Origin of the sequence: Affinundibacterium amnicola (assembly GCF_014284275.1) — a bacterium.
GTDB lineage: Bacteria > Pseudomonadota > Gammaproteobacteria > Burkholderiales > Burkholderiaceae_D > Undibacterium > Undibacterium amnicola.
The window spans coordinates 61869-85555 of record NZ_JACOFU010000010.1; the positions used below are offsets into that span (position 1 = coordinate 61869).

General features: G+C 45.9%; 25 protein-coding genes. 6 read left to right on the forward strand and 19 right to left on the reverse strand.

Annotation, left to right across the window (positions count from 1 at the left end; genetic code table 11):
- The first annotated feature begins 39 nt into the window (after window positions 1–39).
- Together gatA and gatB are read left to right on the forward strand one after the other, a co-directional pair.
- Entirely contained in the window at window positions 40–1494 is a 1455-nt protein-coding gene (gene gatA, locus H8K33_RS18220; protein WP_186892498.1) for an Asp-tRNA(Asn)/Glu-tRNA(Gln) amidotransferase subunit GatA, read from the forward strand.
- Window positions 1495–1693: 199 nt separating this feature from the next.
- Complete coding sequence (gene gatB, locus H8K33_RS18225) at window positions 1694–3181, forward strand: Asp-tRNA(Asn)/Glu-tRNA(Gln) amidotransferase subunit GatB (RefSeq protein ID WP_343043847.1); 1488 nt, start codon at window positions 1694–1696, stop codon at window positions 3179–3181.
- Window positions 3182–3396: 215 nt separating this feature from the next.
- Here gatB and H8K33_RS18230 read toward each other — a convergent pair whose 3' ends face one another.
- From H8K33_RS18230 to H8K33_RS18260, 7 genes are all read right to left on the reverse strand, one after another.
- Complete coding sequence (locus H8K33_RS18230) at window positions 3397–4212, reverse strand: glucose 1-dehydrogenase (RefSeq protein ID WP_186892500.1); 816 nt, start codon at window positions 4210–4212, stop codon at window positions 3397–3399.
- 49 nt (window positions 4213–4261) lie between these two features.
- Window positions 4262–4867 (reverse strand): DUF2306 domain-containing protein, encoded by a 606-nt coding sequence (locus tag H8K33_RS18235; RefSeq protein ID WP_186892501.1) that lies wholly within the window; start codon window positions 4865–4867, stop codon window positions 4262–4264.
- A gap of 4 nt (window positions 4868–4871) precedes the next feature.
- Entirely contained in the window at window positions 4872–5318 is a 447-nt protein-coding gene (locus H8K33_RS18240) for a nucleoside triphosphate pyrophosphohydrolase family protein (protein ID WP_186892502.1), read from the reverse strand.
- Between the two features lie 42 nt (window positions 5319–5360).
- Window positions 5361–5600 carry a DUF6500 family protein gene (locus H8K33_RS18245; RefSeq protein ID WP_246443720.1) on the reverse strand — a complete coding sequence of 80 codons (240 nt, stop codon included), beginning with the start codon at window positions 5598–5600 and terminating at the stop codon, window positions 5361–5363.
- Window positions 5601–5605: 5 nt separating this feature from the next.
- Window positions 5606–6229, reverse strand: coding sequence for a peptide chain release factor H (gene prfH / locus H8K33_RS18250; RefSeq protein ID WP_186892503.1), 624 nt, complete (start codon window positions 6227–6229; stop codon window positions 5606–5608).
- On the reverse strand, window positions 6226–7386 hold the full coding sequence (locus H8K33_RS18255; RefSeq protein ID WP_186892504.1) for an RNA ligase RtcB family protein: 1161 nt from the start codon (window positions 7384–7386) through the stop codon (window positions 6226–6228). Before H8K33_RS18255 ends, prfH begins: the two co-directional genes overlap by 4 nt.
- A gap of 394 nt (window positions 7387–7780) precedes the next feature.
- Window positions 7781–9142 (reverse strand): S41 family peptidase, encoded by a 1362-nt coding sequence (locus H8K33_RS18260; protein WP_186892505.1) that lies wholly within the window; start codon window positions 9140–9142, stop codon window positions 7781–7783.
- A gap of 99 nt (window positions 9143–9241) precedes the next feature.
- On the opposite strand from H8K33_RS18260, the gene H8K33_RS18265 reads away from it, so the two are divergent.
- Window positions 9242–10153, forward strand: a complete 912-nt coding sequence (locus H8K33_RS18265) for a LysR family transcriptional regulator (protein WP_186892506.1) — start codon at window positions 9242–9244, stop codon at window positions 10151–10153.
- A gap of 15 nt (window positions 10154–10168) precedes the next feature.
- Here H8K33_RS18265 and H8K33_RS18270 read toward each other — a convergent pair whose 3' ends face one another.
- The 4 genes from H8K33_RS18270 to H8K33_RS18285 form a co-directional block, all read right to left on the reverse strand.
- Window positions 10169–10768: a hypothetical protein gene (locus H8K33_RS18270; RefSeq protein ID WP_222613493.1), complete on the reverse strand. Its 600-nt coding sequence runs from the start codon at window positions 10766–10768 to the stop codon at window positions 10169–10171.
- Window positions 10769–10906: 138 nt separating this feature from the next.
- On the reverse strand, window positions 10907–11257 hold the full coding sequence (sugE, locus tag H8K33_RS18275; protein WP_281387353.1) for a quaternary ammonium compound efflux SMR transporter SugE: 351 nt from the start codon (window positions 11255–11257) through the stop codon (window positions 10907–10909).
- An 80-nt stretch (window positions 11258–11337) separates the two neighbouring features.
- Window positions 11338–11856, reverse strand: a complete 519-nt coding sequence (locus H8K33_RS18280; protein ID WP_186892508.1) for a GNAT family N-acetyltransferase — start codon at window positions 11854–11856, stop codon at window positions 11338–11340.
- A gap of 73 nt (window positions 11857–11929) precedes the next feature.
- Window positions 11930–12355 (reverse strand): hypothetical protein, encoded by a 426-nt coding sequence (locus tag H8K33_RS18285; protein WP_186892509.1) that lies wholly within the window; start codon window positions 12353–12355, stop codon window positions 11930–11932.
- Between the two features lie 474 nt (window positions 12356–12829).
- Here H8K33_RS18285 and H8K33_RS18290 point away from each other — a divergent pair, with 474 nt between their 5' ends.
- Window positions 12830–13264, forward strand: coding sequence for a nuclear transport factor 2 family protein (locus tag H8K33_RS18290; protein ID WP_186892510.1), 435 nt, complete (start codon window positions 12830–12832; stop codon window positions 13262–13264).
- A gap of 12 nt (window positions 13265–13276) precedes the next feature.
- On the opposite strand, the gene H8K33_RS18295 is transcribed toward H8K33_RS18290, so the two are convergent.
- From H8K33_RS18295 to H8K33_RS18320, 6 genes are all read right to left on the reverse strand, one after another.
- Entirely contained in the window at window positions 13277–13792 is a 516-nt protein-coding gene (locus H8K33_RS18295) for a DUF1203 domain-containing protein (protein ID WP_186892511.1), read from the reverse strand.
- 99 nt (window positions 13793–13891) lie between these two features.
- A complete protein-coding gene (locus H8K33_RS18300) occupies window positions 13892–14893 on the reverse strand; it encodes a serine hydrolase (protein ID WP_186892512.1) in 1002 nt (333 codons plus the stop codon).
- A 50-nt stretch (window positions 14894–14943) separates the two neighbouring features.
- The gene (locus tag H8K33_RS18305) at window positions 14944–16110 is read right to left on the reverse strand and encodes a nuclear transport factor 2 family protein (RefSeq protein WP_186892513.1); all 1167 of its coding nucleotides are present in this window, start codon (window positions 16108–16110) and stop codon (window positions 14944–14946) included.
- Between the two features lie 202 nt (window positions 16111–16312).
- Entirely contained in the window at window positions 16313–17362 is a 1050-nt protein-coding gene (locus H8K33_RS18310; RefSeq protein ID WP_186892514.1) for an AraC family transcriptional regulator, read from the reverse strand.
- Window positions 17363–17730: 368 nt separating this feature from the next.
- On the reverse strand, window positions 17731–18165 hold the full coding sequence (locus H8K33_RS18315; RefSeq protein ID WP_186892515.1) for a nuclear transport factor 2-like protein: 435 nt from the start codon (window positions 18163–18165) through the stop codon (window positions 17731–17733).
- A gap of 498 nt (window positions 18166–18663) precedes the next feature.
- Window positions 18664–19197, reverse strand: coding sequence for a DUF4124 domain-containing protein (locus H8K33_RS18320; RefSeq protein ID WP_222613494.1), 534 nt, complete (start codon window positions 19195–19197; stop codon window positions 18664–18666).
- A 387-nt stretch (window positions 19198–19584) separates the two neighbouring features.
- On the opposite strand from H8K33_RS18320, the gene H8K33_RS18325 reads away from it, so the two are divergent.
- Together H8K33_RS18325 and H8K33_RS18330 are read left to right on the forward strand one after the other, a co-directional pair.
- Window positions 19585–20709, forward strand: a complete 1125-nt coding sequence (locus H8K33_RS18325) for an SPFH domain-containing protein (RefSeq protein WP_186892517.1) — start codon at window positions 19585–19587, stop codon at window positions 20707–20709.
- 120 nt (window positions 20710–20829) lie between these two features.
- Complete coding sequence (locus H8K33_RS18330; protein ID WP_186892518.1) at window positions 20830–21912, forward strand: TFIIB-type zinc ribbon-containing protein; 1083 nt, start codon at window positions 20830–20832, stop codon at window positions 21910–21912.
- A 72-nt stretch (window positions 21913–21984) separates the two neighbouring features.
- On the opposite strand, the gene H8K33_RS18335 is transcribed toward H8K33_RS18330, so the two are convergent.
- On the reverse strand, window positions 21985–22275 hold the full coding sequence (locus tag H8K33_RS18335; RefSeq protein ID WP_186892519.1) for a helix-turn-helix domain-containing protein: 291 nt from the start codon (window positions 22273–22275) through the stop codon (window positions 21985–21987).
- Window positions 22276–23580 (reverse strand): type II toxin-antitoxin system HipA family toxin, encoded by a 1305-nt coding sequence (locus H8K33_RS18340; protein ID WP_186892520.1) that lies wholly within the window; start codon window positions 23578–23580, stop codon window positions 22276–22278.
- Window positions 23581–23687 lie beyond the last annotated feature (107 nt).

Here is a 23687-nt window from a genome sequence, read left to right on the forward strand (position 1 = left end):
GCATGAAGCTACGAATCAAAGAATACGCTGAGAAAATCCATGCACACGCACTCATTGAAACAACTCTCTGCCATGCTGCAGAGTAAACAAGTCTCCGCAAGTGAATTAGCGGCACATTATCTAAGCCGCATCGAAACCAGCAATCTCAATGCCTTTACCCATGTTGATCGCGCTTTGACATTGGCACAAGCCGCCGCTGCCGACCTGCGTTTGGCCCAAGGCAACACCACCGCATTGACGGGCATTCCGATCGCGCACAAAGATATTTTCGTCACACGCGACTGGCGCTCCACAGCAGGTTCACGCATGCTGGAAAATTACGTCAGCCCGTTTAATGCAACCGTCATTGAACTCTTTAATCAAGCTGGCACAGTCACCTTGGGCAAGCTCAATTGCGATGAATTTGCTATGGGTTCGGGCAATGAAAACTCTTATTTTGGGCCAGTAAAAAATCCGTGGGATCTCAGCGCAGTTCCAGGTGGCTCGTCTGGTGGCTCTGCCGCAGCAATTGCTGCACGCCTCGCACCAGCAGCAACTGGCACCGACACTGGTGGCTCGATTCGCCAACCGGCTGCATTCTGCGGCGTAACAGGCATCAAGCCCACTTACGGCAGCGTCTCACGTTTCGGCATGATCGCATTTGCATCCTCGCTCGATCAGGGCGGCCCGATTGCGCAGACCGCAGAAGATTGCAGTTGGCTGCTCAATGCGATGACGGGATTCGACGAAAAAGATTCAACCAGCGTGCAACGCGACAAAGAAGATTTTTCACGAAATTTAAATCAAGACATCAAAGGTTTACGCATCGGCGTACCACGTGAATTTTTCGGTGAAGGTCTCGCCAAAGATGTAGAACAAGCAGTGCGCGCCGCCTTAACAGAATACGAAAAAATGGGTGCAATTCTGGTCGATATTTCTTTGCCAAAAACTGAGTTATCGATCCCCGTGTATTACATCATCGCCCCAGCCGAAGCCTCATCAAATTTGAGTCGCTTCGATGGCGTGCGTTATGGTCATCGCGCAGCTGAGTACAAAGATTTGAACGACATGTATCGTAAGACCCGCACTGAAGGTTTTGGTGAAGAAGTCAAACGCCGCATTTTGACTGGCGCTTATGTTTTATCACATGGTTATTACGACGCTTACTACTTGCAAGCACAAAAAATCCGCCGCTTAATTGCGCAGGATTTCCAAGCTGCATTTGAACAATGCGATGTGATTATGGGCCCAGTTGCGCCGACAGTTGCTTGGGATCTTGGTGATAAATCAGACGATCCGGTGGCGAATTATTTAGCCGACATTTTCACCTTATCGACTAGCTTAGCGGGTTTACCTGGCATGTCTATTCCATGTGGTTTTGGTCAGGGTGAAAAGAACGGCAAACGTCCGGTCGGCTTGCAGATCATCGGCAATTATTTTGCAGAAGCGAAATTGTTGAATGTCGCGCATCAGTATCAGCAAGCGACCGATTGGCATACGAAGACGCCAGAATAGAAGCAAATAATAAGGCCCTCATGTCGATTAAGTTAAGGATGTAAATTTGTAGGGCGGGTGAAACCCGCGCCGTCAGAACATCGAGCACCTAAGCAGCGCGGGTTTCACCCGCCCTACGAGATAGCTCAACTGAATTGCAGTGCCCCTAACCCTCTGGCGAGAGAGTAGCTTAAAAACATAGATACACCACGAAGGTATTATTGAAGGATTCATTATGCAATGGGAAGTCGTTATCGGATTTGAGACACATGCACAGCTCAAAACCAACTCCAAAATTTTCAGCGGTTCATCCATACAATTTGGCGCAGAACCAAACACGCAAGCCAGCCCAGTTGATCTGGCCTTACCCGGCGTCTTGCCGGTGATGAATAAAGGCGCGGTAGAAAAAGCCATCCAATTTGGCTTAGCCGTTGGCGCCACCATCGCACCGGAATCGATCTTTGCGCGTAAAAATTACTTCTATCCGGATCTGCCAAAAGGCTATCAAATTAGTCAATTTGAAATCCCCGTAGTGCAAGGTGGCACGGTCACTTGCGTCGTTGAGAAAGATGGCAAATCGGAAGTGAAGGTAATTGAATTAACCCGCGCACATCTGGAAGAAGATGCGGGCAAATCGCTACACGAAGATTATCAAGGCATGACCGGCATTGATCTCAATCGCGCTGGCACACCACTATTAGAAATCGTGACTGAACCAGTGATGCGCAGCGCTGCCGAAGCAGTCGCCTATGCCAAAGCCTTACACTCGCTAGTTGTTTGGTTAGATATTTGCGATGGCAATATGCAAGAAGGCTCGTTCCGTTGCGACGCCAATGTCTCCGTGCGTCCAGTTGGTCAAAAAGAATTCGGCACGCGCTGCGAAATCAAAAATTTGAACTCTTTCCGCTTCCTCGAAGAAGCGATCAATATCGAAGTACGTCGTCAAATCGAATTGATCGAAGACGGCGGCACCGTGGTGCAAGAAACTCGCCTCTACGATCCTGATCGTAAAGAAACACGTTCTATGCGCAGCAAAGAGGATTCGCAAGATTATCGCTATTTCCCTGATCCAGATTTGCCACCATTACGCATTAGTCGTGAATGGGTAGAGCAAGTTCGCAGCACCATGCCAGAACTGCCGACAGCAATGCGTGAACGCTTCATCACGCAATTCGGTTTATCCGATTACGACGCGATGATCGTCACGCAATCAAAAGCGATGGCAGCCTATTTTGAAGCCGCCATTGCCGCCTCTCCAGATGGCGATAAGGCCGCACAAGCAAAGCAAATTGCGAACTGGTTGATGGGCGATGTATCCTCCACTCTCAATCGTGAAGGCATAGACATCACTGCAATCCCAGTCAATGCAGCTCAACTCGCATTGTTATTACAACGCATCGCCGACGGTACAATTTCCAACAAAATCGCCAAAGAAGTATTTGCAGCAATGTGGCAAGCACCATTAAGCGATGTCGATCTGGCGGACAAAGTCATCGATGCGAAAGGTCTTAAACAAATTTCGGATGTCGGCGCTTTAGAAAAAATTATTGATGAAGTGATGGCGGCAAATCAGCAATCAGTCGATGAATATCGCGCGGGCAAAGAAAAGGCGTTTAACGCCTTAGTTGGTCAAGCGATGAAAGCCACCAAGGGTAAAGGGAATCCTGCGCAAGTGAATGAATTGTTGAAGAAGAAGTTGGCGGGATAATCAACGAGATTGTCGATTACTTAGGCAAAACGCGTCTTGAAATTTATCGGGCGTTATTAACTATTTTTTTGGCCGCGATCGTAAATCTTAAAAATTAACACTCCAAATATACATCTTAAGAAAATAAATAGAACTTACGCAAAATTGCACTGACTAGGTGAATCCAACGAGGTCAGCGTCTGTTTTGCGTAAATCCTATAAATAGTAAATCGTTTTTAACTGACCGGTCGCACAACTGAGCCAGCTAACATTCCGCCATCGATATTGAGTTCGCTCCCGTTCATGTAAGCAGCTTCATCACTCGCCAACAAAACTGCAACCGTCGCTACCTCTTGCGGCATACCAAATCGTTTCATCGGACATTCACGCACTAGATCTCGCATACGTGCATCTCGATCATCGCCTTGCCCTAACATAGGCTCCCACATCGGCGTCAATATCGCCGCTGGGTGGATAGAATTACAGCGTATCGGCAAGCCTTGTTCCGCGCAGTAGAGCGCTACGGATTTGGTGTGATTACGCACTGCCGCTTTAGATGCTGCATAAGCAGTTGCAGCAGGAATGCCAACCAAACCAGAACGGGACGAAATATTAACAATCGATCCCCGAACAGCGGTTTTTCGCATGGTTTGAATCGCATATTTACATCCCAAGAATACGCCATCAAGATTGGTCGCCAGCACTGCACGCCAATCCGATAAGCTAGCATGTTCAGGATCATGAGCAACAAAGCCATTTTCGAAGCCATTTTCGAAACCAGTAATGCCCGCATTATTCACCAGTACATGGAGCATTCCGAAGCGCTGCAAAACCTCGGCCGTCGCGGCTTGCCATGCAGATTCATCACGCACATCTAGTGGCAGATAAATGGCGCGGTCTCCTAAGGAATTAGCTACTGCAGTTCCTAATTGATGATCAATATCGGTAACAATCACGATCGCGCCTTCATCGACAAAAGCGCGCGCGATAGCTTCGCCAATGCCGCGCGCCGCGCCGGTGATTAAAGCGACTTTTTGATGTAATCGCTGCATCAATTTCCCTTCTTTTCTACTTCAATTCAGGACAAAAAATTTAAAAATCTTAAACCGACATAGGTCGATTAAACTTCCATTCTGCAATGAGCAAATTGGGGACCCAACACAGCCACGAGATAATCGGATAACACAGTTCAAACGGTAGCCCGAGCACCATAGACAAAGGCAAATAAATGCGCAAAGTGACCGCTGCTAAAGTCAGTGAAAAATTGCGTATCATCCATTGCTGATGACTGACAATATCGCCTTGTCGGATTGCCCAATACGCCCGAGCACCAGTGAACAACCACAGTAATGCTAAAAGCCCAAAACCCAAGTTGGAACCTAAACCGCCATAAGCAAAAGCTGCCATCAACAAGCCAGCTAAACCACCTAATAGCACACCCAAGCCCAAATAAATCTTACCCAGCCATCGGTGTAATTGCGGTCGACTCGCACGCAAGCGTTTTGAGAATTGAAATGGACCTATCAATAAAGCCAAACTAGAAGCAAAGATATGCAGGTAAACAGCAACTCGATGATTTTCAAAATTGGTTTTCATATCGGGATGCACCAAACTTCCCAAAGGAAACGCGGCATAGGCAATCGTGGCGTAAGCCGCTACACCAAGACTTAATACCAGCATCAGGCCATACAGGATTTTCTTATGCATAGAGTCATTCCGATGAAGAATTTTTCGCTGCCAACTCGGTTAACATCGCTTGCAGTTTTGGCTCTGGTTTCCAGTAATTTGGGCCTTTCATGACCTTGCCGCGCTCATCGTAAATCGGCAAACCATCCGCACCAAGCTTAGAAAAGTTCGATTGCATAATAATCGACAATACCTGATCTAAAGGCAAACCAAATTTAGCCATTTCTGATGCGCAGTAAACTTGAATATCGCCGAGCAAATCTGCCAACATAGTCAAGACTTCAAGTGGATCTTTCCCTGCATTTTGCGCGGCAATGATGTCATCCATCTCATGCACTTCTTCCATCAAGATATCTTTAAACGCCGCCATCCGCTCTGCAGCAGGGACGCCGACATCGAGTGTGGGCGTGACACTGACAGGCAGTTTATAAATACCGTTAAATTTCTTAATATCTTCTGAAAATGGTCTCATAGCCTTATGACTCCTTTATGTATAAACAACAGCGATAAAAAACTACATGGATTCGACAATTCTTTTAATCTTTTCAGCTTTTTCAAAATGATCAAACTTGTGCGTCATGATCCACCAGGTAGCAGCTTCCATCAAGAGTTCTGGATCATCATTTTTATTCGCAAAGAAGGCGTAAAAAGATAAGCCAACATCGCCCCCTTTTTGCGCAATCTTGCGTTCACAAACGTCGAGAATTTTCTGTTTTAATCTTGGTTGCATTTTGTCTTTTTTACTTTCATTCAAATATTTCAGCATCGTTTAAAATTCAAACCTTTAAACACCATCTGTGCTGCGCCTCGTTCCAGATCATAATGCGCCAAGCGACGTTGACCGCGTTGTTGTCGTGCTTGTTGCGCATCCAATGCCGCCAATTTTTGCGCGATCAAGAGATTTGCTAATTTCTTATTCGCGTATTGACTGCGTTCGGTCTGCACTTTAACACTGATTCCGCTGGCAATATGGGTGGCGCGGATCGCACTATCCGTCTTGTTCACATGTTGCCCGCCAGGGCCGCTGGCACGACAAGCTTCGTAGCGTATGCTGTGATCCATAGCGCTTGCCTCAGCTTGAAACAAGCGCACACCGATGAACCAGTTTTTACGTGGATGACGCAAGCGATAAGGGCTTTCACAAATCCATAGCAAACTACCTTGCCAGTCTTGAATCCAGTCCAAATTTTGCTCACTATGTTGAGATTCAAGGCTAAGTAATAATGATTTATAAGTCATTGGATGCTCAGCAATTACTGCTTCGATCAAGTCTAAGCGACAGTGATGTTGCTCAGCCTCGACCTGCAATACTTGCCAGGTTTTTGCCACGGCCAAACAGCATTCCGCGGGACCTTGTCCTGCTGTGATTTGCACTAATATCATACGCAGCAAGCTCCCGAAGTTTTGTAACTCACGAGTGGTTTGAGCTTAGCGACCAAATGAATCAATCCCGCTTCTTGCAAGGAAAAAATCACACTATCAATCGACTTATATGCTTCAGGCGCTTCTTCAAAAATCAAACCTTTGTCGTGGCAGATGACGCGACTATCTAAAGCCGTTCTACTCAACTGTGCGGCGGTATAGCGTTTGCTCAAACGTGCTTCACATTCGCTCCGCATCCATTTTCTGCCCGCGCCATGTGCGAGAGAAAATAAACTGAGGCAAGACAATTCCGCGTCGAGTGCTTGCACTAAGTAAGAATAATCACCTCGTGAACCAGGAATAATCAGTAAGCCCGGATCGGCTGGTGTGGCGCCTTTTCTATGCAAAAAACCATGCTCACCATTGATACTGATTTCGCTCAAAAAATTATGATGGATATCCAATACCGTTTCGGCAGCACTCGACAAATTCGCACAAATGCGCTCGGCAATCAGACTGCGATTTGCTTGCGCATACTGCAAAGCTCTCGCATGTTGCGCCCAATATGCAGCAGCGGAAGCCGACTCAGCAAGCAGGCCCTCATGTCCAAATTGATCGATATGTTGACGTAAGATCTGTCCACCAAAGCCACGTGAACCGCTGTGTACCAAGAGCATCATTTGTTTGCGATCTAACGCATAACTTGCGAATAAAGTTTGATCGAAAATTGCATCAAACTGCTGCAACTCGGCGAAATGATTACCGCCGCCTATGCTACCCAAACTGTGTTCAAAACCCGTGTCTTGCATCTGGCAAGAGTTCACCCGCTCTTGCCAGAAATCACTTTGATCAATTAGAGGCGCATCAAGATTGCCTAAACGTTTAACAAGTTTATCGAGAGATAATTTAGCGGTCGATAAATCGGTTTTTAAGAGACGCATACCGCAACCGATATCGCCACCGATTAAGGCGGGATAAAACCGGTCAACAGAGAAGAATGCTGCGCCCACCGGGTAGCCGCGCCCCGGATGTAAATCAGGCATGCCTGCCACCCGACGCATGCCGGGTAATTTTGCTGTCGTTTGTAATTGCTGGATTGCGCCTCCTTCAATCCATGTTGTTGGTGAGGCGATCACAGAAATATTATCTGCGATGATTTGTAATGAGGAATTGCCCATTGCGTTTCAACCTGTGAAAAATGCAGGTCGTCGCCAGGCTGCTGTAGTTATCAACTAAAGCTGTACATCATATTATGAATTGAATCCGATAAATTGGTTCAAGCAAATATTATAGGGCTTACGCAAAACAGACGCTGGCGTTGTTGGTTCGCCTCGCCGTACAACCGTACTGTCTTCGGCTTCCCGCCTAGCCAGCACAATTTTGCGTAAGTCCGATATTAGAAATACGATTATGCCTGACGCAACCCGCTAAAAATAAAAGCGTGTTGAGAGTGCAGGTTGATTGAATTCATGATGAGCTCCTTTTTTTTATTATTGTTAGAGATTGAAAAAAACGAACCGACAAGGCGATTCGTTTTTTATTGTAGCAAGCTTATTCAAACTTCGTAAAGCCTTAATTTTTTCCCGCACTTAATTTTTGCATCAGAAGTCGAATCATCTCTCTGGCATCAAGCGGGTTATCAGGAAGCACGATATCAGGATGAATGAGCGCCGGCTCTCTCTTGCCGGATGGTCTATCCAAAATGAAGCGTGGCAGTGTAATTTCTAGTCGGCTATTCGGCAAAATGTGTTCGAGATTGGTACCGCCACTTTGTCGCGTGCGGGCATAACCAGTTTCACCAACCAAGCTAGCAAATCCAAAATCTTGCACAACATTACTGAACAACACGGCAGAGGAATACGTTAAACGTCCTACTAGTACATAAACTTTACCGCCGAAATGCTCAGGATGATCCGGCTCCGGCTGCACCCAAGTATCGACCTGCCCGTGAACGATGTCACCCACTTTTTCTGTTGCACTGGCACGTCCAGCCAAGACTTTTTTGGTATACGAAGAACCGTTGCGATAAGCTTGATTGGCAATATAGCGCAGCAAACCTTCCTTCCACATCACATCATCACCTCCCGTATTTTGACGTATATCGATCAACAAGGTTTTGATACCCGCCTGGCGAATTTTACTAAAAGCGTCTTGCATCAATGCCAGATAAGCTTTGTGCTCTTTCGAATAGAACGTATTCACGGTCAACAAGGCAGTATGGTTATCTAATATTTCAAACTGAAATTGCTGCTTAAAGTCCTGATTGTTTTTTACCGAGGTTGGCTCTATCGGCATTGCCTGCAAGCGCAAATGTTGTTCACCCCTTGTGGTCGCAATCTGCATATCGAAATGACTGGAATCGCCAAAGAGCTTCCAATAAAAAAACCAAAATCGTCTTGACACCAAATTCGCTTGTAAGCCGGGCGAATCGCCACTTGCATGCACTAGGATGTCCTTGACGATTTGCGTCATCGGTACTGAATTAATTTGTAAAATACGCGCACCAGCCCAAGTTGTATCGCCCATTAAATCACTACGAATACGGGCGCTACCATCGGTCTCGACTTGCACTTCAAACGGGAAGAAAGCGCCACCATGCCGCAAATGTGTTGCAACCTCATCGGCAATACTAGGAAAAGTCACCGTCACATGAGCATCATAAAAATACGGATTCAATTGCGAAAAACTACGCCAAGCTTGATCCCGTGTCATAGGCTGTTTTATCTCTTGCTCTATACGCGCAAAGCGCACGTTCAATTGCGGTAAATCCGCACTAAATCCTAAATCTGGATGGATCGTCGCTATCGCTTTTTTGATGAATTGCAAATCTTCTTGCAACTGCGCAGGCGTCAGCAAACTTTGCGCAAAGACCAATCCACTTTGAGAAAACAGCACAATCGTACAAATCGAAACCCAGCGATATAACTTCAACATAAGAATCCTATTCTTCGTCATTAATTAAGCCAGAGTGTAAGCCTTTTACATAAAGAGTAAAATTAACACTTTCTAAATTTAACATTAAGGTCAAACCTAATGATAAGCAGCGATGATCTACGCTTTTTTGCCTTATTAGCCAGCCACACATCCTTGGCAGCAACGGCACGTGCATTACATGTTACGCCGCCTTCCGTCACGCAAAGGCTGCAGCTACTAGAAGAAAAGTTGCAAATCAAATTGCTACATCGCCAAGGTAAGCACACCAGCTTGACAGACGAAGGTCAATTATTATCAGAACGGGCGATTTTGATACTGGCGGAAATGGAGGACCTGCATCAGACTTTGAGCCAACAGAAACATAGTTTGGTGGGTCGCTTAAAAATTTTAGCGCCATTTGGATTTGGCAATCAGTACGTCGCACCGCTGGCAGCACAATTTCAAGCACAGCATCGGAATTTGTCGGTGGAATTAGAGCTATCAGACAACCCCAAACATCAACCATCGCAAGCCTGGGATCTGATCATTCACATCGGTGAGCTGCATGATTCCACGATGATCAAATCGGTACTGGCGAAGAATCAGCGATTTTTATGCGCAGCGCCTAGTTATTTGGAAAAATTCGGCCAACCAAAAACTTTGCAAGAATTACGTCAACATCATTGCTTGGCATTACGAGAAAATGCAGAAGATGTCACACTGTGGCGTCTGCGACTGAATGGCAAGCAAAAAGATGAAACTCTACGTATCAGTCCACAACTCGCCAGCAATGATGGGCGCGTCGTTAAACAATGGGCGCTCGATGGCTATGGCATTATGTTGCGCTCAGAATGGGATGTGGCGGCCGAAATCAACACAGGTCAGCTAGTCAAAATTCTACCGCGATACAAATTGCCAAATGCAGATATTGTCGCCTTGTTAGGTAGCAAAGAAGCGCAACGCTCAGCACGAACCATGCAATTTTTAGATGAATTGAAACGAAGCTTGAACCCTGCACCTTGGCAAAACTGAAGATGGCATCTCAACTTAACGCTTCACCCACCACCATCGCAATAAAAGAAAAACCAGGCCGCCTAACAGCCAGCGAAATGACAGCAAAATATCTTTCCAAGAGCTTTCGCCAACGCCAGACCAAACCTGTACAGTCATTGATTCCAATTCAAAATTATCAGCTCTGACTAATTCCAATAATGGTCGCACTGCACGTGATTCTTTAAAGCGAATAGGCGAGGTCGCCTTACTCATCACCACTTTCTCACCCGCCTTGACGCCAATTTTAGAGAGCCCTGGAAAAGCCGAAGTGCGAGCGCTTCCATCATTAAAATCCCAACCTGAATTCCACAAAGTGCTGACATCACCAGCAGCTTTTGCTTTACCTTTTAAGATAACAAGCATGGTATAGGGACCACTATCTTTGCCAGCATTGATCGATTCACCCAGCCAACGCTCAGATGCTGCTGTAACTGATTCCATCGGGCCGGAAATTTTTTTATTTTCTTCCGGTGGCTGGAAGTTGGCAAGCCTTGCGATGTCTTCCGCGCTGACCTGGATTTCCAGATCTAAGCGTCGCCCATATTCACTCGATTGGGTATTACTCTGTGCGAATATTGGGCTACAACCAAACATCGATAACAAAAAAAGAGCTTTGGCAACGAAGGAAGATCTGCCTCGCAAAGAGGACAGCAATAGTGAATAAGTCAGATTCATATCATAGGGAAATTAAAAAAATGCGAGGCAGAATAGTGGCAGCAGAGACGATGACACTTAATGTGGAGTGCTTAATTTTAACCCGATAATGCCAAGTAAAATCAGCGATAAACTGAGTATTCGAGCAAGGCTTGCTGGCTCGTTAAACAAGACGATGCCAAGAATCGCGGTACCAATCGCACCGACACCCACCCACACGGCGTAAGCGGTGCCAACTGGTAGCGTCTTCATAGAAATACCCAGCAAAGTCACGCTAATTAACATCGCAAAAGCAGTGATGACGCTTGGCCATAAACGTGTAAATCCATCGGTGTACTTCAAACCAATTGCCCACACAATTTCAAATAGACCAGCACACAACAGGATCAACCAATTAATGGTTATGGAGTTCATCGTTATTGAGTTCATCTTTATTCCTTCAGTATTGAAGGGGTCGTCCCCAAGAAATACAAAGCCAGCAGGTCGTCCTGCTGGTAGGTGAGATTATATCAACTTGATTGCGTCCATATTTCTCGAACTAGAAATTCTGCCTCATCTGGATAGCTGGCTAGCTTACTCTGTAGGATGGGCGTCAATGGCACTGTTTGAAATCCAAATCGTCGCCAATAGGGTGCCGAATTTTGAACAGCAACCAAGCATGTACGTCGCATTTGCCACTGTGCGCAACGAGCAAAAAAACAATCAATGAGTGCTCTCGCAACGCCTGTGCCACGCGCATATGGGTGCACGGATAAATCATGCAGATATAGGCAATCAGGCTGTGATGGAATTTCACAAACTTGCACATTCAGCGCAGGCGGAGCTGATGAAGTCCAGGGCAAAGAAATGAGATAGGCGATCAATTCATCATTCATCGTCGCAACAAAACAACTCAAAGGTGAGGCGTTTAACTTTGCATGTAATGAAATCGCAGACTCAGGAATATCGCCACTATAGCAAGCCGCCTGCACGAGTAAAATCTCGTCCATATCTTCTGGCTGCATCGGGCGTACGATAAACTCGGTCATTACATTAACTCAAAAAACTTAACAAATTAGGTGAATGAACATCATAAACATTCTTCATCAGGGAAGCTCATGATTATTTTCGGCGTAATAGTGCTAGTCGCTGAGCGACAAAATCAATCTCTTCAGGTCGATCACAAGATTGTATGATCGGCGCATTCGCATTACCATAAGCGGCAACCAAATAAGTTTTACCAACCGCAACCGTCGTTCCACATTCGGCGCTGCGTAATGCAGAGAAAACGACCACCGAATTCTTAGGCGCGCCTTTAAAATTCTCTTGTACAGAAAACCGAAAACTCCGGCCAGGTGTATTTAGCCCTGGTAAGTTTGCAGCAGTGACTTTACCAACAAAAACCATCACCGCATTGTGCATCATAGCGTCCACCGTTTGCTGATCCGTGCTTAAAGTCGTCGGACAACTGCATGTCTGGCTCACAGGGTCCACAGGGCTCAAAGGGCTCATTAATAGCACCGTCAACAGAAATACACCTGAAAACATCGTACATCCTTTTTAATATGCGCTGACAGCTTGAAATAAATAGCAGCGTGTTCAAGGCCGCAACAAAGCTTAAACCCAGAATTTCTATTAGGATTTGAGACGATGGTGGATGCACTTTTCGAGGCAGTTTTTACGTGAATGAGGCGCAAATAGCGAGCTATTTGCAACGAAGAACGAAAAAAAATGACCGAAAATGCGCCTAATGAAAAATCTGGGTTAAATGACTGTCGTCGCCAGATATTACTCCAAACGCTTACTGCGCCCAAGTTTTTGACTAAAGACTAGAGCCTGTTAGCATTTAGATTGATTGCAAGATATTCAATAAACCAATGCTGCCTCGGTGTTTGCATGCCCAGTCATTTTCAGACGCGCTTTCTACATGCAGATTGATATCCGTTCGTTTTTAACAGTCATGAACTAAATCAGACCTGCACTGTCATAAAAAAGTATCGACAAAATCTTATTGGGATCGCTATGAGTATCGCAAATTTTTTCACTTTATTGGCACTTTCAAGCTTGCCAACTGCCGAACCTGATAAAGCGACCATCGCAGCCATTGAAGCGACATGTTTTGATTATATTGACGGCCAATTAGAAGGCAATCCGCAACGCGTTGCCAGATCATTGCATCCTGATCTGGCAAAACGCGCAGCGATTGGTGACACGCCGGACGAACGCCTTGGCTTACGTCGTATGTCGAAAGAAGAGCTGGTCAGCTTGACCAAACAAGGCGCCTTAAAAACACCAAAAGAACAGTGGGACAGAAGTTGTAAGATTCTCGATGTCACTGATAATGCAGCATCCGTGCGTCTGGAAACACCATGGTTTGTCGATTATTTCCACATGGGGCGCTTTGGAGATCGATGGATTATTGTGAACGCACTTTGGTATAGCAAACCCAAGAAGTGAGATCGAAGGCGGCTAACGACGTTCAATTCGGCAAGCATAACAACCATAAGTCGGAAACCTGACCAAGATAAACTGAACATCCTCGCGCTCGAATAATCTTCTGACGTCCATCTCACATTGCACAGGTGAAGTCAGACAGGCATCGACTATGCGTTCCTGCATGGAATAAGCACGCAAAACAAATTGCTGGCCGAGATACTCAGCTTTGACTAACTCAGTCAGGTGCGACGGAAATATCTCAGTGGACGCTTTTGCGTGAATAAAGACAGGTCCGTATTCTTTGTACGGACCCGCCATCTCAAACGGGCAATAACTTGCCAATATCAACTCTTCGCCTTTTACCGCTCTACGCAAACTGTCTCTGCACGGTTCACCGCCGCTGGCGATCAATCGTTCCACCAATTGAGCTTGGTCGTCTATGCCGACAACACGAGCACGTTGTAAGAACGTCGATTTAATAGGAATGATTTTGTAACATAAATCAAATTGCGCTTTTTGTTCTACTTTTTGTTCTACTTTTTGTTCCATGATTCGGGCTATTCAAATGGATGTTGAAGAGCCTCCATTGTCAAACATCAGACTCAATCGTGATCGCCAGATTCGGACATGCAATTACACCTATCCGTATTATGGAATCGTCTCTGCCATCATCAGCAGTCGATTAACGATTGCATCCAAACCTGGTCGTTGCGCAGTAGGAATGAACATGGCGTTTGCCAACAAAATCAGTGTCATTTTCTTCTGTGGTACTTGTCGATAGGCGGTCGCCATACCACCGGTAAATCCATAAGTCGCAACACCATTCAATTCAATTAAATCCCAACCATACGTAAAATTTCTGGGCTTTTCATACACAAAGGGCTGACGTAATTTAGTCAAACTGGCTGCTGAAATTAAGGCTCCCTCTTCCAGTTTTTTATTCCATTCGAGAAAAGTATTCATACTCAAATTCAAACCCGCCGCACCATAATTATATTGAGGAAAATGCCAATTCCGCTTAGTGAGTTTGTCGCTCGTATTGTTATAACCTGTACTAAAATTTGGCATGACCGCAAGGTGATTCCCTTCAAAAAATGCGGAAGAATGTGTCCCTGCAAACTGGGTTTCCATTATGTACGCGCTCAGGCTTTTCCCAAGTATCTTTTGAAAAATACGATTGAGTAGCCAGTAATTCGTTTGGTTGTAATCAAACTGAGTGCCGGGTTTAAATAGAATCGCCTTCGCATACACCGCTTGTTGTGCTTCTGCTTCAGGTAAGTTTTCATACGCAACAATATCGGGGAGCCCCGAAGAGTGACTCAGTAAATTTTCAATTTTTACTTCACGCCACGCCTCAGGTAAATCCGTCAAAAAATTCACTAACTTACTATCAAGCGATAATTTGCCTTGCTCTATCAATCGATGAACCGCGACTACCGAAAAAATCTTGGTACTGGAAAATAAAGGAAATACGGTGTCATCGGTAACAGGCACGGAGAATTCGATATTTGCCAGCCCATAATTAGCTCGGTGTATCAGCTTGCCATCTCTGACTATCGCCAGCACGAGACCCGGGATTCGATGTGATTGCTGTATCTGTTTCACATAACGATCAATCTCGTTCTCGGTTCGAGCACGAGATTGAGGCACAATGAACAACAATAGACAAAAAAAGCAAACTCGCGCCACACAAACCAACATCATTTCTTCCCATCGAGTAAGCGAATCACAGCTTCTGCTACAGCGACCGAAGATTCCCAATTCATTCCTGTCACCAGACGACCATCAACTTCAATATGACTGCTACCATTCGCGCCAGAGGTGAATTTTCCTTTGCGTTGCTTAATCGTGTTTTCCAGAGAAAAAGGATAGGCTTTGAAAACTGGCGATTGCTGATTCAAGTAACGATCTGGAAAACTGGTCAGCACTTTATCGCTCATCACGTATGTCCCATTACTTTGCTTTAAATTGCTAATCCCTTGCGTACCCTGGCAAATTGCTGCAAGCACGCCGCCTTGCTGCTCATAGATTTGCATAGCGATTGCTTGTATCGCCCGGTTATCCGCAATCTCGATAATTGCCGAGCCACCACCTATGTAATTGATAGCGGCATAATCCTTCGCCGCGATCTCAGCTGGATGTTTGGTATGCGCCAGCGCCCACATAAAATCAGGACTATAAAGATGCTGCCTCTGCACCGTATCTGAGGTATTGATCATTTCCAAAGGCACAGAACCGCCCTGCTGGCTCACGAAATCCACTGCATAACCGGCTTTGATAAAGGTCTGATATGCATACGCTAATTCAGGAAAATTATTCCCTGTACTCACCGATGTGCCGGGATAGTGCTGCGCATTCGACACCACAAACAGAATCTTGCGACCATGCTGCGGTGCATTTTCTCGAATCGCAGTCTTACTAATAATTTGCCAGGTGCCTTGGATTTTTTTGAGCAAAAATACATCGACAAAGCGTATGCCTGGATTAAGCAATAAAATCTCTGCTTTTGCGGTAGCGACGTCGCCAGTGACATCCATGCTAATTAAACGACCAAGTCGGCCATTAAATTGCCCTTTTTTATCCTCAGGGAAAAGTTGCGCATACTCCAATGCACCCATTTCACGCATGGCATCGTCCTTGCCCGGTAAATATAAACGTGCATTAACATAAAAGGCTTTGTTGATCTGACTTTGATCGTTATAACTGGTGCCATTCAAATACCAGTGTATCGCTTGTTTAATACCTTTTTCGTCGTCACTAACATTGATATTATTAGTCGCCGCAGACACAGCGGCAACACCGTGAATTGCCATGCCTAGCCAACAGCAAAGAAGAAAAATAATACGTACTAAGAAACCTTGATTCATCGCTTCACCTTAATCCGAAAAATAGATATTCATTATTCAAATACAAATCGGCGTTCAGAGCGAACTGAAATTCGAAAACGTCAAAAGCGCGCACGGCTATGAACACCTGTTTTGCAGATGTTCAATGTAAGCTAAATAAGGATATTTGCTGCTCCAAACCATGATTCAGGACTCCAGAATCATAATTTCAGAGAACAATGCGCTATGGGGAAGTCGTAGCGCTAGAAGCTGCGCGATAACTGGCAGGGGTCTGTCCTGTGATTTTTTTGAACGCGGCGAAGAAGGTGGAATTGGAATTGAAGCCACAACGTTCGGCGACTAATTCCATGTTCAAATGTGGCTCATTGAGCAAAAGTTTTTTGGCTTCATCAATACGAAACTCGTTCACATAAAGATTAAAACTTTTATTCAGCTTGTCGTTTAAGACTTGGGAAACGGTGGTTTGCAAGCTACCCGTTTTCTTGGCTAGTAAGGCTAGCGTCAAATTCGGATTTAAATGTAATTGCTGCTCATGCATGACTTGATTCAACGAGATCAATAAGCTGAGTGCATCGTCTTCAGCCAATTTACGATTTTGATACTTTTCTTTCTTTTCCGTCTCAACGACAGCTTCTTTACGCAACATCAATACGACAACCGTGATGTGTACAGAAAAGGTAAAGGATAAAGCGCCGACAATATACGAGGTAAATGGGGTGCTCAGATAAGCAATCAAAATCAAGCCACTACTGCCATAAACGCTCAGAAGAAGCAAAGTATGACGGGAAATACGCGCTGCCCCGTCGAACAAAATCACACGCGATTGCCACAACTGCCAACCAGCCGCCAATAAATATAAGAACCAAAAGGCATGTATGCCATACGTGCAATGACGCCAGATGTAACGATACTCAGAATAGGGAAAGAGCAGACCAAGAGCGATCACAAAAAAAGACAAGCCGAGATGCCAGCACCATTCGCGCCCCGCAACATCTTGTCGTAAAGCGCTCAGATGATAGTGCACATAAAGATAGGTCAAAGGTCCGATCAACAAACATGCTGATAAACCAAACTGTAAAAATTCAACCGCAAGATTTGGGTTGAAAAAATAGAAGGTTGATTTGGCCGTACGTACTGAGATCGCTAGCAATAAGGCTCCCAACATACTATTTGCCAAGCGATGCGGACGGCGACTAAAGAAATAGATCGCTAAGAAAATACCGTTCATCGCACCCAAGGCGCTGAATAAGAATAAGAATTGACCTGCGATCATTAACGAATGCTAGCGGAATAGGAACGAATAGAATTGGCGAGTATAAACTTATTCGTATGCACGTAGTCAGCTTATGCATTATTACTGGATCAACTTGGGGAATTTTTTAGGCGGGCTTTGCCTGTAGCAGGACTTATGCAAAATTGCGCTAGTTGAAGCTCATTGCCTGCTTCGGTGCGCACGGCGCACCCTACTTGCTCCCTTTATTCTTGAGGTCAATACGGCTTTCTCCGTTATCGAGCACTACAAGGAAACACAAGGACGCCAGCGTCTATTTTGCGTAAGTCCTATGAAATAGTGTTCGGTTAAACTCTGCAAGAAGAACTGCCATTTCCGCCTTCGTGGAAACGACAGATTTTGAGCTTATATTACTTCCAGTACTCTGTGATTTTTGAAACTTTTTCATCCTTGAATTCAAATACAGAAAGATGAATCTTTCCCGACTTATTCTCCATACGCTCAATCGCGGCACCATTTAGCCCCGCAATGACACGCAGAATTTTGTAGCGGCCTTCCTCTAAATTGTATCGACCAGCTTTTTGTATTCTGAGGGTATTGCCCAACAATGTCTCACGCGAGTAAATGCCGCCATAAGCAGCATGCACATAAGTAAAATCATCAGAGTACATCGCAAAAAGTGCCTCAACATCCTGCGGTGTTGAATTGCGCATCATTACCTTGTTTTGTGCCAGATTCACTTTGTCGATCAAAGCCTCAACTTGACTCCCATTGGCTTCCTGCTTCTCTTGTGCAGATACCATAAACGAGAAACTGAGCATCAATATTGCGAATATCCATTTCATCTTTAATCTCCAAAAATCACAAGGAAAACACCAATAAACGAGCTTTGCATGACAAACAAGAGTGCTAATTTTCTTTTGGCTAAAGCTATGCAAAAATTCGGATATAGGACTACGTCTTGAATACAAAAGTTCCCAAATTCATAAACGAATTTATATACACATTCAAAATACATAAGCCGCAGACAGAAACGGTAGCCAGAAAATGTAATCTGAATTCAACCCAAGACAACACTCGTGATACTGTACTAAACAGGCAATACTAGCTCGCTAGCAAAATACGGAGAACGACTTCATCATCCGAGGTCTGGCCTCTCTTTGAGAAGCAGGAGAACACAATGGGACTGTGGAATAAACTGCCAAATGAATCCCTCGTCATGCATCTACAACTGATGTCACTTGCAAACATTAACGACGCACATTCATATGCATGAGATCTCATTTTTAGAAGCTCACGCTAGCTTAGAAAACAGCATAGAGGATGTTTTAGCTTAAGAATGTTCAGAATTTACCCGGTCTTGCCTTGACCTTAGCACCATCGACATCTGCTCTTAACATTTCACCCGTGCCCTTCCAGGAAAAAGGTTCGCAATGGTCATTCGCCGGATTTTTTCTGCTAAGCGTGCACTGAAAGCCAGTACCAGTACAATTAGCTCGAATCTGATCGAGTAAATTACGCTGCTTCTCGATTTCCTTGGCAAAATCCTTGGAGCCAAAGCTGAGCAGCAAAGTTTCTTTGGCAAACCCACTACATTTCTGAATTCGCTCAGCAGAAATTCCTTGAAATGCCTGTGCTAAAGTTTTCGCGGTAGCAGATCCTTCAGGATTAGACTTTTTATTGTTTTTTGAATTATCACCACTTACGCTGCTCGCTGGCGCCGCTTCAACTACTGCCTCAGTGCCAGCGATTTTTTTGCCATTCATCGGTGCGGTACGTGCATCACCATAATGTACTTTACCATTTGCATCGGTCCATTTATAGACGCCTTGTGCATATCCCGAGTTCATCGGAATCGAGACAGTCAAAAGTAACATCAAGCAAACCTGCCAATGCGTTTTGCAGTACGTTTTAAGATTCGTAGCATTTGAATCAGGTGTATTAGACTTTTTCATGATGAGGAATTTGGTTAAATTACCATTTAATGATTAATTTAAATTGTAAGTAAGAAGGCTTAAATTTTAAGCATGCGGCATCATATCATTTCAACTACAGGAACATTTAGACTTCATACAAATCAGGAGCATCTGGAACTTAGCATCTGATCTGAAAACTACTTGTGATACTGTACCAAATAGGCAATACTAGCTCGCTAGCAAAATGCGGAGAACGACTTCATCACCTGAGGTCTGGCGATGAACACCGCATCAATTTGATTGTAAATTTGGCGTAATTTTTCTCACGATGAGAGGTAGGAGAACACGATGGGACTGTGGAATAAACTAAGTAATGAATTCATCGATATCGTCGAATGGTTAGACGACAATCCCAATGTGATGGTGCATCGCTTTGAGCGCTACCAGAACGAAATCAAGATGGGTGCGAAATTGACCGTGCGCGAAGGCCAGGTCGCTGTCATGGTCAACGAAGGCCAGATGGGTAAGGGACAAGTAGCCGATGTGTTCATGCCTGGGATGTACGATCTCAGCACTGAAAACATGCCGATTCTCAGCACGATCAAGGGTTGGAAATATGGTTTTAATAGCCCATTCAAAGCCGAAGTTTACTTCTTCAAAACCACACGCTTCACCAATTTAAAATGGGGCACTGCGGGTCCGGCGACCATGCGAGATCCTGAATTTGGTGTGGTGCGTGTGACCGCATTTGGTATCTACGGCCTGCGCATTCGTGATGCGAAAACGGTGTTGCTGGAATTAGTTGGCACTCAGGCAGATTTCACGATTCAAGATATCGAAGAAAATCTGCGCGGCAAAATTGGCTTGCGGATTAAAGAAGTGATGCCGGAAATCGGCGTACCGGTAATCGACTTAGAAAGTAAAGTCAGCGTCGTCGGTCAGCGCATACAAGAAAAAATCGCAGGCGATTTTGAGCAGTACGGCTTAGAGCTGTGCGAGGTGCAGGTACAAGATATCGGCCTGCCAGAAGAAGTTGAAAAAGCCATAGACCAACAAGGTGCGATGCGCGCCATCGGTAATATGCAACAGTTCGCCCAATATCAAGGCGCACAAGCACTGCGTGATGCGGCGCAAAATCCTGGCATGGCTGGCGCAATGATGGGCGTTGGCGTGGGTGGTATGTTAAATCAAAGCATGGGGAACCTGTTTACTGCGAACAATACAGCGCCTGCTGCTACCGCTGGCGCGGTGCCGCCACCACTACCGGGCGCAACGCCTTATTTTGTCGCTGTCAACGGCGCACAAGCCGGCCCTTTCGAACGTGCGGCTTTACAAGCACAAGTCGTCAATGGCACATTGACACGCGACAGTCTGGTTTGGCGTCAAGGCATGGCAGCTTGGGCGAAAGCTAGTGAACAAGCAGATTTGATAGATCTGTTTGCCGCTTTGCCACCACCACTACCGCCACAATAAATTATTTGCAGCGCCGATCTCACATCGAATGAATCTCGTCCGATGTGAGGTCAGCCGCAGTTTCAACCGTAGTTTCAGCATTAATTTCGCCATAACCGCCATCGTTTTTTGGACTAGCTTGTGACAACCAAAACTTACCCCTGCACTCAATGCGGTGCCAAACTTGAATTCGCACCCGGCCAATTGGCACTCAAATGTCCGTACTGCGGCAATCAAAATCAAATCGAAGCCGATGAGTCCGAGCAAACGATTGCTTACGAAGAGTTAGATTACGAAGCTTTCTTAAGCAAGCAAGCTGGCAACGAAGCGGTGATAGAACAGCAAACGGTCAAATGCACAGGCTGCGGCGCGCAATCGCAATTTGCACAAAACATCGTCTCGGATCGTTGCCCATTTTGTGCCGCGCCGATGATCGCCGCCAACGCTTACGCGAAACGCCAGATTCAACCCAAGGCCATCGCGCCTTTCGACATTAAAGAAAGCGATGCCCGCAAAAAATTCAGCGACTGGGTCGGCGGCCTATGGTTCGCCCCCAATGCCCTCAAACGCGCGTATCGTGCAGAACGCGGTTTGAAAGGAATTTACACACCCTATTGGACTTATGACGCCGATTCCGACACGCCCTATCAAGGACAGCGTGGCGTCGATTACACCGTCACCGAAAGTTATGTACAAGATGGTGAAACTAAAACACGTCAGGTCACCAAAACCAATTGGTATCCAGCCGCCGGTGAAGTACAAGTCAGTTTCGACGATGTCGTGGTCATCGCCTCCAAAACATTACCCAAACAATACGCTGACAACCTCGCGCCCTGGCACCTAGACAAACTACAAGCCTATCGCGATGACTACGTCTCCGGCTTCACGGTAGAAGCCTATCAAGTCGCGCTAGAACCAGGCTTCGTCGATGCCAGAACCATCATGGAAGACAGCATACGCAACGCCATCTGTCGCGACATAGGCGGCGACCATCAACGCATTACGTCTATGCAGCCACGCTATTCCAACATCAGTTTCAAACATATCTTGCTACCAATCTGGCTATCGTCCTACAAGTACGGCGAAAAGACATATCGCTTTTTGGTGAATGGACAAACCGGTGAAGTACAGGGCGAGCGACCATACTCGTATTGGAAAATCGCGGGGGCGATTTTGTTAGCGTTTGTTGCTGTGATGGTAGTGATTGCTTTGACGAAAAAGTAGCGTGAATTTGAACTTGGCGTATGAAATAAAAGACCGACGCTTGCATCACATACAGCTTGTTTTCAGATAATCTCAGCGCGAACTCGGCTTAGGCACGGCGCTAAGCACCATGCCCATAGGACGCAAAAGTTTTTCCACTGTGGCTAAGCTCGGACTTGATACTTCGCGTTCAATGTCTTGCAATGTACGTGCCGACACGCCACATAATTTTGCATACTCGGCGATAGTAAAACGTAAGCTGGTGCGTATCTTTTTGATGACTGCGGGGATGGGCATACCGGGATCTGCGGCAAGTTCTTCGGTCAAAGCACGCCGCGCCTGTATTGCCTCGGCGGGCGACAGTGGAATAAAACGTTTATCCATCTACAAACCCTCCAATTGCGATCGAACATGCGCTATCGTCTTTTCAAATGGTCTGATAAATTCTTCCTCTATCCCCAATGACTGCGCGTCTGCGACCAGCGTTGCCAAGGGTTCAGCCATTATCTGAACGCTAGTTTTCACTGCATCAAATTCCAATGCCGCCGCATCACAAGCCTGACGAATGACACTCGCCCATTTGGGCAAACCATCATCATCTTGTTGCCAACGAATACGCCTTGCGATGCCATCGGGATGTAAATGCATCGGCGCGAAATCAAATAAAGGCGTTAGGGATATCGTGCCATCATGTCGGCGTTGTATTGCCGTATTACGCGCATGATTATCTTTATTGCCCAATGCAATATTCGCGATATCACGCTTGATATACTCAACGATATCGCGCATAGGATCACTGCTGACTTTAGCTAACTGACAACACACTTCATTATGCGAAGGCAGCTTACCAAATCCGTTGACACCACACATTGACGCTATGCTCTCTTGAGCGTACCGTAACACTTTTCCATCCCGCACCTCCCGATCAAAACGAGGAATGAACAAAGCACGCTCACGCAAACTCAACTCGGCGTGAACATGCAATCCCAATCGCTTTGCCAATTGCATATACGGCGCTTCCAAACGCAAAATATTCGCTAAAGCAAGGTCACGGCCGCGACCAAACTTCACGATAAAATGCGCCTCGGCCAACTCGTCGGGCAAAGTATGATCAAGGTAGTACAGCCCATCATGCGCACGAGTGAGCAGGATCTTTGGCCACTCACCTTGTATGCCAGAAGATCCCGCTAAAAATAGTCCGTGCTGGGCGAGGTATTCATTAAAATCACCAGCCCTCGATGCGATCTCTGCCATCGTAAAGCCACGGGTGTTGGCATCGACGTTTTGACCACTACGCGCAGCAATCCACTCATGCGCCTCCTTGATCCGGATATTTCCAATAGGATTACCAGCACCTGCACAGAGCAAAGCCCAGTCTGCCGCAGGCCCTGCTGTTTCGCTCCGCGCCAATTGCTTCAACAACTCGGCCCGTCCGTAGCCTTGCGGCAGCAAGTCAACCAAAAAAGCAGGCCAAGCCTCGCCCGGATAACTACGCAAATCAACCGGGATATTCACCGACACTGCGGCAGCGTCTGATCTCTCCCAATAAGGCAGCGTATATTCAGGCAAGTAGATCAAATAGGTAGACGCAGCCATCCCCAGCACGGGGTCGCCAGTCAAATCAAGCGCAGCCGCATCGCGCCAAGCGCCATCGATAAACAACTGTAATGTACAGGTCAAGATATTCATATGCACAGAATACTATCAGCAATATATGCAAATTAACGCATATTTATGCAATAAAAATGTGTAAATGTAGCAAAAACATAAAAATGATGCGATTTGCCACTGCCTGC